The organism is Longimicrobium sp. (assembly GCA_036387335.1).
In the GTDB taxonomy this organism is placed as follows: domain Bacteria; phylum Gemmatimonadota; class Gemmatimonadetes; order Longimicrobiales; family Longimicrobiaceae; genus Longimicrobium.
On the sequence record DASVTZ010000053.1, the window covers coordinates 1 to 10,577 of the forward strand.

Below are 10,577 nucleotides of genomic sequence, written 5' to 3' on the forward strand. Positions count from 1 at the left end.
CATCTGTTCCAATTAATTCGTCCGTGGCCCGCATTTCCTGTGTGAATGTCGCGGTGTTCGCTCCAGGGGCAGGTCTGGCGGCAGGGGGACAATGTCTTCGTCGGGGATCGTGGGTGCGCATGTCTTCAGGCGGCTTGAAGGGCGGATGATCTTGGCGCGACGACCGTGCTCGAGCAGCACCTCCATCGGGTCCTCGCCCCGGTGGCCCAGCCGCGGCAGCCACTCGATCAGCAGCTTCATCGAAACCTCGAACGGATCCACACCGGCCCGGGCGGCCACCTCCTGGCGCAGCGCCATCAGGATCTGCGCGATCGAGAACGCCGCCCACACCTGCGCCTGCACCACCTCCGTCTTGGCGCCCCAGAACAGGTGCAGCCCCAGTTCCCGCTTCACCAGCTTGATCGCCAGCTCGATGTCCCACCGGCGCGCGTACAGCCGCGCGATCTCCTGGAGCGGCAGCTTCCTTGGGGCGAGCACGTTGGTGATGTACTCGTACGTCTGACCCTTGTGGGTGAAGCGCACCAGCCGCACCGATTTCGCCGCGCGGTCGGCCCGGTGCGCGCCCAGCCAGATCAGCGCGTCCAGCGTGGACCCATGCTCATAGAAGACGTGGCGCACCTTGTAGCTCGTCTTCTTCTTCAGGCGGCTGACCCAGTAATGGCCTGCCTGGCTCAGGAAGTCGAACCACTCGAAGCCGAAATAGCCCAGGTCCGCCAGCACCAGGCTTTCCGCCGGCAGTTCCTCGACCATGGAGCGCGCGCGCAGCTTCTCGTTGGCGCGTACGTCGTCCACCCACATCAGCTTGAGCCACTGCTGCAGCCGCACGTCGAAGAGGCCGGCCACCTTGCCCGGAAGCAGCTTATCGTCTCCAGCCGGGGTGCCGCGCAGGGCGGGCAGCTTGCGGGCGAGCGGGTCGAGCGTCGTCTCGTCCAGCACCACCACGGCCGACGCCCATCTCGCCAGCGTCGCATCCGCGTAGGGGAGGAGCCGCTCCGCCAGCACCGCGGTGACCTGGTCGAAGAAGCGCTCCATGGCCGCTAACCCGCCCTCTGCCAGGCGGTTACGCACTGCCTGGTCGCACACGTCGAAGCGCGGGTAGTCCCACAGGCCATGCACCGCGAGCAGGCGCCACACCGCCGCCTGGCTTCCCAGCCCACGCAGTACCGCGACGAGGAATCCCGCCCACAGGCCCAGGCTGGGCAGCACGGCCGGGCGCCCACGTCCCCTGCGCATCGGCTTTGGGACGATCCCCTCGACCATCGCACGTACGAACGCCTCAACTTCATTCAGGCGTTCGTCCTTCGCCTCTTTCGTCAACTCACGCTGCTGCACAAACCACCTACGCGTAAATCGTTTCTGGTCTCCTTAACTTGTTGGTAAATCTACACCTTGGTCGAATTAGTTGGAACAGATGCCACATGGGGCGGCCCCTACAATGTTTCGTTGCGATGCGCCGGGCGACGGTGACACGCCGGGCACGGGCGCGATAAATCGCGCCCCTACAACGCCTGCGTACACACCGATCCGGCAGAGACGCGAGACGGCTTCAGCCGTCTTCCCGTGGTTCCAGCCGGGGGCTTTAGCCCCCGGCGACCCCCCCCTCACGACAACCCATCGCACGGGCTCAGAAACAGGTTCGGCACCCACTGCCCCAGGATGTGGAGCGCGAGCAGGGCGTTCAGCGCGATGGCGGAGAGCGCCATGAAGCTTCCGCGCCCCACCGGCCCGCCCACCGCCGTATCCAGGCTCCCCCCCATCCGCTTCCAGCTCCCCCACGACACCCACGCGCCGCTCAGCGCCAGCGCCAGCATCGCGAAGGTGGCGAAGTGGTTGATCCACTCCGCGCGGTGCCGGCAGGCGTAGGGGACGACCGCGTAGTTCACCACGAGCTGCAGCTTCCACGCGACGATGCCGATCAGCATGCCGTACCACAGCCGCCCGCGGCCCTCCGGGTGCAGGAAGCGCTCTTCGACGGGCGAGTCCGTCATCCCGAGATCCTGGGCGACCAGTAGATGGTGAGGTAGAGCGGGATCCAGATGACCACCACGAAGTGCCAGTACAGCCCGTTCACCTTGATCCCCTGCATCCGCGACTGCGTCCAGTGGCCCTGCCGCGCGAGGGCGATCACCACCGCCGTCTTCAGCACGACGGAGAGGACGTGCGCGGAGTGGAAGACCACCATCGTCCACACGATGGAGCCGTACGCGTGGCTGTCCCAGAAGTACTCCACCTGGCTGTACTCGATCACCTTCATCACCAGAAAGATCACGCCCAGCGTGAGCGACACCGCCATCCCGATGGTCAGCCCGCGGACGCTGTTGCGCTCCGTGATGGAGGTGTCCGCGTAGTGCACGGCGAAGCTGCTCCCGATCAGGATCAGCGTGTTGATAGTGGGGAGCGTCAGCTTGGGGAGCGGGTCCCCGGCCGGCGGCCAGTGCGGGTTGAGGAACTTGAGGTAGAAGTAGGTGGCGATCAGGGCGGTGAAGACCACCACCTCGATCAGGATCAGCCCCGCCATCCCCCACCAGAGCCCCCCGCGCGGCCCCTGCACCAGCGCGGGATACTCGGACACGTCCAGCACCACGCGCTCGCTCATGGCCGTGCCTCCTCGCGCTCACGCTCCTTGTCCGCGAGCCGGTGCTCGCGGCCGCCCTCTTCCTCCGTGCGATGGGCCATGTGGTGCGGGCGGTTCCAGGCGCTGATGGCGATGAAGAAGAGCACCCCGCCGATCGGCACCCAGTGAAGTCCAAAGAGCACGCCCACCACCGGCACCGACGCCGCCAGCGCCGCGAAGAAGGGCACCAGCGTGGGCCCCGGCAGGATGGCGCGGTGGTCCGGACGCGCGTCCAGGATGCTGGTGGAGAGCGCCTCGCGCTGGTCGTCGCGCAGGCCCACGACGAGCGGCTGCTCGTTCCAGTCCGCGTCCCAAAGCGGCGCGCGGCTGCGCACGGTGGGGATGAAGCGGAAGTTGTAGCGCGGCGGCGGCGACGAGGTCGCCCACTCCAGCGACTCGGCGCGCCACGGGTCGTTCCCCGCGGGCGATCCGCGCCGTGCGGAGACCAGCAGGTTCACCACCGTCACCCCCACGCCCGTCGCGATGGTGAAAGCGCCGGCGGTGGAGAGGAGGTTGAGCTGCGCCCACCCCATCTCCGGGAGGTAGGTGTAGACGCGGCGCGGCATCCCCATGAAGCCCAGGTGGTGCTGTGGCCAGAACGCCGCGTGCACACCCAGGAACATCATCCAGAAGCTCACCTTGCCGAGCGGCTCGCTCATCATGCGCCCCGTCACCTTGGGGAACCAGTAGTAGATCCCCGCGAAGAGTGGAAAGACGACGCCGCCCAGCAGCACGTAGTGGAAGTGCGCCACCACGAAGTACGTGTCGTGCACCTGCAGGTCGAATGGGACCGCTCCCAATTGCACCCCCGTGATCCCGCCGATCAGAAAGATCATCAGGAATCCGAGCACGTAGTGCAGCGCCACGGTGAAGCGCGGGCGGCTCCCCCACAGCGTGGCCGTCCAGCAGAAGAACTGGATGGCGGTGGGGATGGTGACGAGCATGCTGGCCGCGGTGAACATGCTCGTGCCCAGCCGCGGCAGGCCCGTGGCGTACATGTGGTGCACCCACAGCCCGAAGCTCAGCACCCCCGTCGCCACCAGCGAGAGCACCACGGCCGTGTAGCCGAAGACGGGGCGGCGGCACATCGTGGCGATCACCATCGACACCATCCCCAGCCCCGGCACGAACATGATGTAGACCTCGGGGTGCCCGAAGTACCAGAACATGTGCTGCCAGAGGAGCGGGTCGCCCATCCCCGCGGGGTCGAAGAAGTGGGCGCCCACCATGCGGTCCATCCCCAGAAAGATGGTGGTAGTCATGAGCGTCGGCATGGCGAAGACGATCATGAACCCCATCACCAGGATCGACCAGACGAACACGGGCATGCGGTTGAGCGACATCCCCGGCGCGCGCTGCTTGAGGATGGTGACGACGAGCCCCACCGCCCCCACCAGCGCAGCCACCTCCAGCAGCACGACAACCACCACCCACACGTCGATGCCGATGCTCAGCTCGTGCTCGCGCCGGGAGAGCGGCGGATAGTTGAACCACCCGCTGTTGGGAGCCACCCCCAGGATGAACGCCGTGTACAGCGTGATGGCGCCGATCAGGTAGATCCAGTAGCCGAACGCGTTGAGCCGCGGCAGCGCCATGTCGCGCGTGCCGATCATCAGCGGCACCAGGTAGATCCCCACGCCGATCATGATGGGCACGGCGAACAGGAACATCATGGTCGCGCCGTGCATCGTGAAGACCTGCCGGTAGATCTCGGGCCCCAGCGCGTCGTTCTCAGGCACGGCGAGCTGCGTGCGGATGGCCAGCGCTTCCAGCCCGGCGAGCAGGAAGAGAGAGAAGCCCGTGGCGATGTAGCGCCGCCCGATGCGCCGGTGGTTCACCTCGCTCAGCCAGCCGACCAGGCCCGGCCGCGAGCTCCACACCTCGTCGAGCTGCGCGGTGTCGTCGGCCAGCTTGCCGGTGCCGAGGGCGGGATCGAGTGTGGACAATGCCGGGCTCCGCGTTACTTGAGGCTGTGGAGGTAGCTGACGACGGCGCGCAGCTCCTCGCCTTTGAGCGGCACGGGGGGCATCCGGTTGCCGGGCTTGATGGCCTGCGGATCCGCGATCCACCCGCCCAGGTGCCCCTTCGTGTTGGGAAGCGTCCCCGCCGCCACCGTGCGCCGGCTTCCGAAGTGCGACAGGTCGGGCGCCACCGTGCCCTTCGCCAGCGTGCCGCGGATGGAGTGGCAGGTGCCGCAGCCGCTGGTCATGAACACCTCCTCCCCGCGTGCCGCCTCCGGGTCCGAGGGCGGGGCGTGCGGGCGGAGCTGCGACTCCCACCACGCATCGAACTCCTTTGGCGGGTGCGCGACTACGAGCATGGCCATCTTGGCGTGCTGCACCCCGCAGAACTCGGCGCACTGGCCGCGGTAGGTGCCGGGGTCGTCCACCTGCACCACCAGATCGTTGGTGCGTCCGGGGATCAGGTCCTGCTTCCCGTTCAAATTCGGCATCCAGAACGAGTGGATGACGTCGCGCGACTTCAGCAGCAGCCGCACCGGTCTGCCGGCGGGGACGTGGATCTCGTTGGCGGTGATGAACTCGCGGTGCGGGTGCTCGGGGTCGAGGTAGCGGAGGCGCCACCAGAACTGCTCGCCCACCACCTCGATGGTCAGCGGCCGGTCGCCCGGCCCGCGCCCCAGCCGCGAGATAATGCGGTCCGTGTACGCGCTGAACACCAGCAGCGTGAGCAGGATGACGGTGGGGATCACCACGCCGCCCCAGATCACCAGCCGATTGCCGTGCTTCTCCGGCAGCTCGTTGTCCTCGCCGCGCAGGTGGCGGCGGTGGGCGCGGAAGAGGCCCCAGAACAGCACCGCCGCGAACGCCACGAACACCGCCACCGCCAGCGCGAAGCTGAACCAGAACCACGACGCGATGCGCCCCGCCTGCGGTCCCGCGGGTGCGAGCACGTCCTGCACGCCCGTGCCCGTGCACCCGGCGAGCGCGCACGCGGCCAGCAAGGGCGTGAGGCGGATGGAGCGAGCGCGCATCGCCGTCACTCCTTTAGCGTGTACAGGTACGCGGCGATGTGGCGCGCGTCCTGGTCGGTCACTCCGAGGTCGGGCATCGCCGTTCCGGGCTTGATCCCCTGCGGGTGGATGATCCAGCTCACCAGCTGGTCCGGCGTGTTGGGCACCCGCCCCGCGATGAACCGTCGCCCGCTCCACGCCACCAGCGGCGGCCCCGCCCGCCCCCGCGCCCCCCGCACGCCGGGGATGACGTGGCAGTTCCCGCATCCGTACGCCCGAATCGCCGCCGCCCCCTCCTTCGCCTTCCCGCCCGCAACCGTATGCCGCTCGCCCAACCGCGGATCCAGGTCACGAAGGCAGCCGGTGACGATCGTCGTGCACGCGAGCACAAGCGTGGTGGCGCGAAATCGGGGGCACAGCGACGCAAGCAGTCCCCGCAGGGGGACTTCCCGCGGTTGTTGCAGCGACTTCAGTCGCCCGTCACCCGCCATCATTTCACCCCCGCGTGGTACGGCCCGCCGCGCGGCTCCAGCGATTGGACGTAGGCCACGATCCGCCACACCTGGTCCTCTGGGATCTGGCCGGCGAAGGCGGGCATCCCGTCCGGGCGACCGTGGAGGATGGATTCGGCGATGTCCACGCCGCGCCCGCCGTAGCGCCACTGGTCGTCCCACAGCGTGGGGCCGATGCCGCCGCCGCCCTCGCCGTGGCACCCCTTGCAGTTCATCCAGTTGTAGAGCCGCCGCCCCTCCTGGATCGCCTTCACGTCGCCCTCGTACGGGTTGCTGACCGGCAGGGCGCGCGTCCGGAACGCCTCCGCGCTCACTACCTTCCCCGGCCCCGGGTGCACCCGCTCCGCCGTGTCGCGCACGTCTTCGGACTGCGTGATGTGCCACGCCCTGGGCGCCTTCTCGTGCCGCTTGCACGCGGCCAGGGCGAGCGCGCACAGGAGCGCACATGCCAGGCGAGCCCACCCATTCCCCATTCCCCATTCCCCATTCCCCGCCGTCATGGCAGCGCGAACACGTACAGGTGCCCCCCGCGCCCGGTGAACTCCGGCAGGTCGTGCATGGCGCCCGCGAAGCCCTTGTCCGCCGTCTCGTCGCGCGGGTCCAGGGGGACGGAGACGACGGAGCCGGGCCACCCGCCCGGGCCGGAGAGAACCGCGACGTACTGCTTGCCGTCCGGACCGCGGTAGGAGATGGGCGGGGCGATGATCCCCGTGGCCGTCTGGAAGCGCCAGAGCACCTGGCCGGTGCGCGCGTCCACGGCCTTGAGCCAGCGGTCCATCGTGCCGTAGAACACCAGGTCGCCGGCCGTCGCCAGGGGGCCGCTCCAGAGCACGAACTTCTCGATGATCGTCCACGCGCGCCTGCGGTTAACGGGGTCCCAGCCGATCATCTCGCCGCGGTGGCCGCCGGGGCCGGGGTACATCTTGACGCTGACGCCCATGTACGGGGTGCCGGCGATGTAGTTGGCCTCCATCCCCTCGATGTCCATGCACAGGTTGTTGGCGGGGATGTAGACGAGCCCCGTGCGCGGCGAGAAGGCGGTCGGCTCCCAGTCCTTGGCGCCGGGGACGGCGGGGCAGATGCCGTGCGCCGTCTTGCCGTAGCCGGGCTTCATCGTCAGGTCCTCCACCGGCATCCCCGAGCGCGTGTCCACCCCCTTCACCACGGTACTGTGCATGTACGGCGTGGCGGAGAGCACCTCGCCGGTCGCGCGGTCGATCACGTAGACGAAGCCGTTGCGCTCGGCGCGCACCATCACGCGGCGCATGCGGCCCTCCACCGGCATGTCCAGCAGGAGGCTCTCGTTGACGCCGTCCCAGTCGAACACGTTGTGCGGGTCCCACTGGTACGCCCACACCGCCTCGCCCGTGTCCGGCCGCCGCGCGAAGAGGGTGGCCGTCCACTTGTTGTCGCCGGGGCGCTGCTCGGGGTTCCAGGGGGCGGCGTTGGCGGTGCCGTAGTAGAGGAGGTCCAGCTCGGGATCGTAGTTGAGCCACCCCCACATGGTGCCGCCGCCGATCTTCCAGTGCTCCGCGGGCCAGGTGGTGACGCCCAGGTCCCGCCCCCGGTCCTTGGCGTAGAAGGGGCGGAAGCGCGGCCCGATCAGCACGTCGCGGTCCGGCCCCGTGGCCCACGCCGTCCACGCCACGCGCCCCGTGGCCACGTCCAGCGCCCGCACCCACCCGCGCACGCCGAACTCCGCGCCGGCGTTGCCAAAGATCACCTTGTTGCGCACCACGATGGGCGCCATGGTCATCGTCTCGCCGGCGTGGATGCTCCCCAGCCGCGTGCGCCAGATCTCGCGCCCCGTCGCCGCGTCCACCGCCACCGCGTAGTTGTCCAGCGTGGCGTAGAAGAGCCGTCCCGCCGCGTACGCCGCGCCGCGGTTCACGTGGTCGCAACAGGCCACGCCCTGCGCCGCGCGCGCCGGCTTGGGATCGTACACCCACTTCACCGCAGGGCCCGGTTTCGTCAGGTCGAAGGCGTACAGGAGGTTGGGAAAGGAGGTGACCACGAACATGGTGTTGTCCACCACGAGCGGCGTGGCCTCCTGCCCGCGCGCCAGCTTCAGGTCGAAGTGCCAGGCGACCTTCAGCCCCCGTACGGTGCCGGTGTTGATCTGGTCCAGCCCGCTGTACCGCGTCCCCGCGTAGTCCCTGAGCGACATCACCCACTGCCCGTCCTCCGGCCGGAAGGCGGCCGCGGCGGGGCGCGCGCGCGTCGTCTCGTGCGTGCGGCTTGCTGGCGTGGCGAAGGGGACCGCGGTGCTCTTGAGCATCTCGCGCGGGTACTTGGGATCCTCGCGCGGCTCGCGGGACTTGCACCCTGCGAGCAGCAGGCATGCTACAGCGGTGGCGCGGAAGGGGCGCGAAATGGGGATCATGCGCCCGGAAGCTCCCAGATCTCCACGCGTCCCTGCAGCACGAGCGGGATGGCGACCCGCTGCCGCCGCGGGTCCACCCCCAGGTCGGCGGGCTGCCAGAGGCCGCGGATCACGCGCTGCTCCGTCTTTCCGCTGAAGACGTGCAGACTGGAATCGCTCCACGAGGTCACCAGCAGGCGGCCGTCCCTGAGCGCCTCCACCCCGTCGAACCGCCCCGTGCCGATGGCGATGGTGGTGCGGGTGCCCTGGCCCAGCGCGTACACCTCGCTGCGGAAGGGGTGGAACGCCACCACGATCCAGCGCCGCCCCGCGGAGTCCCAGGTGATCCCGTTCGGCAGCTTCAGCTCCTTGCCGCTGGCCAGCAGCGAGACCGCGCGCCCCGGCCCGATCGCGAAGATCTTGTCCGTGCCGTGGTAGAGGACGCCCTTGGGCGTCATCGAGATGCCGGTGTCCGTCACGCGCATCGTGCCGTCCGGTCCCACGGCGATGTCGTTGAGCAGCATCGCGTGGTGCGGGCGCATGTCGATCGTAGCGAGCGGCGCGCCGGTGCGGCGGTGGAAGCCGCGCAGCACGTCGATGTCCGCCACCCAGAGCGTGTCGCCCTGGATCGCCATCCCCTTGGGCGCGTCCAGCACCACCCCGCCGGTGCCGCCCTGCGCAAAGATCGTCACCGGCCCCAGCGTCGCCGCGGGGATGCGCGCGATGTAGCCCTTGCCGTCCTTTGCGGAGCCGGGGCCCACCATGTTGGAGACGAAGTAGACGTCCTGGTCCGCGTCGTAGCGCACCGACTCCGGAAAGCCGAGCCCCTGCACCACGTGGAGCTTGCGGGCCAGCGGCGCGTCGCGCGCCTCGGCCGAGCCGCACGCGCAGAGGAAGAGCGCGAGGAGTGCGCCCACGGGGAGGGGGAGCCGGTGCGCCATGGGTCCGGAAGGGTGCGGGTGTGCCAGCGTGCGGCGGCGGGCCCAGCGCCGAATCCGGCACGCCAGACACATGCCACCGAAGGCAACAGCCACGGCCCCAAGAGGGCGTTTGAAGCACTCGCGGAGGGCTGGAAACTGCGTTTTTGACCTTTTTTGGGGTTCGAAGCCAGAAAATCCTTGCGTTCGGCTCCGTCTTTGCATTGGTTAGAACCCGCACCCGGCGCTCCGCCCGTGTGCGGGCGGGGCCGAGAGGCTCTACGTAGCCCAGAGAAGCACCCAGGTACCAGACACCGGAGGATCCGCGATGGCTGAGAAGAGTGCAGGGCAGCGGCAGGGTGGGGACCGGCAGAATGGCTCCAATTCGGGCTCCAACGGCGGGCAGCGCGAGGGCGGGAGCCAGCGCCAGGGCGGCAACGAGGAAGGCGGGATGGCCGGCATGGTGAAGGCGCATCCCATCGCCGCGGGCGCGGCGGCGCTTGCGGGCGCGGCGGCCATCGCCGGGCTGGTGAACGCGATGGGCGGCGAGGAGGAGGGCGGAAGCAAGGGGGGCGGCGGCAAGAAGTCGTCCGGCGGCGCCAAGAAGTCCTCGGGCACCAAGTCGTCCTCCGGCACGAAGTCGGCTTCCAAGTCCACCGCGTCCAAGTCCTCCAGCCGTTCCTCCGCGGACACGGGCGCCAAGAAGTCCACCGGCGCCAAGAAGTCCTCGGGCACCAAGTCGGCCAGCCGCGGCGGCGGGTCGTCGGACTCGGGTAGCGGCGGCGGGGGCTCGGCCGCCAAGAAGAGCAGCGGCGGCACCAGGAGTTCCGGCGCCAAGAAGAGCACCCGCCGCAGCAGCGGTGGCGGGGGTGGCGGCGGCGGGGCCGCGCGCGGCGGCCTCGCGCAGCCGGTGCAGCCGGACGCGCAGCTCGCCGCGGTGGTGGGCAAGGAAGCGGCGCCGCGCTCCGAGATCACCAAGCGCCTGTGGAACTACGTGAAGAAGAACAACCTCCAGGACTCCACCAATCGCCGGATGATCAACGCCGACGACCGCCTGAGGCCCATCTTCGGCAGCGACCAGGTCTCGATGTTCGAGATGACGCGCCTGGTCAACCAGCACTTCGAGAAGGCGTAAGCGCCCGCTCGCGAAGCCGCCCCGGATGCTCTCGAGCGTCCGGGGCGGTTTTGCGTGCGCGGGGCC

At 69.4% G+C, this 10,577-nt stretch carries 10 protein-coding genes; 1 reads left to right on the top strand and 9 read right to left on the bottom strand.

From position 1 onward, the window contains the following. Window positions 1–12: 12 nt before the first annotated feature. The 9 genes from VF647_04685 to VF647_04725 form a co-directional block, all read right to left on the bottom strand. Window positions 13–1,233, bottom strand: coding sequence for an IS4 family transposase (locus tag VF647_04685; GenBank protein ID HEX8451371.1), 1,221 nt, complete (start codon window positions 1,231–1,233; stop codon window positions 13–15). A gap of 368 nt (window positions 1,234–1,601) precedes the next feature. After that, window positions 1,602–1,988 carry a hypothetical protein gene (locus VF647_04690; protein ID HEX8451372.1) on the bottom strand — a complete coding sequence of 129 codons (387 nt, stop codon included), beginning with the start codon at window positions 1,986–1,988 and terminating at the stop codon, window positions 1,602–1,604. Next, window positions 1,985–2,596 carry a cytochrome c oxidase subunit 3 gene (locus VF647_04695; protein HEX8451373.1) on the bottom strand — a complete coding sequence of 204 codons (612 nt, stop codon included), beginning with the start codon at window positions 2,594–2,596 and terminating at the stop codon, window positions 1,985–1,987. Before VF647_04695 ends, VF647_04690 begins: the two co-directional genes overlap by 4 nt. Continuing rightward, the gene (ctaD, locus tag VF647_04700) at window positions 2,593–4,560 is read right to left on the bottom strand and encodes a cytochrome c oxidase subunit I (GenBank protein HEX8451374.1); all 1,968 of its coding nucleotides are present in this window, start codon (window positions 4,558–4,560) and stop codon (window positions 2,593–2,595) included. Before ctaD ends, VF647_04695 begins: the two co-directional genes overlap by 4 nt. A gap of 14 nt (window positions 4,561–4,574) precedes the next feature. Beyond that, a complete protein-coding gene (coxB, locus tag VF647_04705) occupies window positions 4,575–5,606 on the bottom strand; it encodes a cytochrome c oxidase subunit II (GenBank protein HEX8451375.1) in 1,032 nt (343 codons plus the stop codon). A 5-nt stretch (window positions 5,607–5,611) separates the two neighbouring features. Then, on the bottom strand, window positions 5,612–5,974 hold the full coding sequence (locus VF647_04710) for a c-type cytochrome (protein HEX8451376.1): 363 nt from the start codon (window positions 5,972–5,974) through the stop codon (window positions 5,612–5,614). A 101-nt stretch (window positions 5,975–6,075) separates the two neighbouring features. Further along, complete coding sequence (locus VF647_04715; GenBank protein ID HEX8451377.1) at window positions 6,076–6,597, bottom strand: c-type cytochrome; 522 nt, start codon at window positions 6,595–6,597, stop codon at window positions 6,076–6,078. Beyond that, entirely contained in the window at window positions 6,594–8,480 is a 1,887-nt protein-coding gene (locus VF647_04720) for a PQQ-dependent dehydrogenase, methanol/ethanol family (protein ID HEX8451378.1), read from the bottom strand. Before VF647_04720 ends, VF647_04715 begins: the two co-directional genes overlap by 4 nt. Then, complete coding sequence (locus VF647_04725; protein HEX8451379.1) at window positions 8,477–9,400, bottom strand: SMP-30/gluconolactonase/LRE family protein; 924 nt, start codon at window positions 9,398–9,400, stop codon at window positions 8,477–8,479. The genes VF647_04720 and VF647_04725 overlap by 4 nt, the downstream gene beginning before the upstream one ends. A gap of 304 nt (window positions 9,401–9,704) precedes the next feature. Here VF647_04725 and VF647_04730 point away from each other — a divergent pair, with 304 nt between their 5' ends. Further along, window positions 9,705–10,511, top strand: a complete 807-nt coding sequence (locus VF647_04730; GenBank protein HEX8451380.1) for an SWIB/MDM2 domain-containing protein — start codon at window positions 9,705–9,707, stop codon at window positions 10,509–10,511. Window positions 10,512–10,577: the final 66 nt, after the last annotated feature.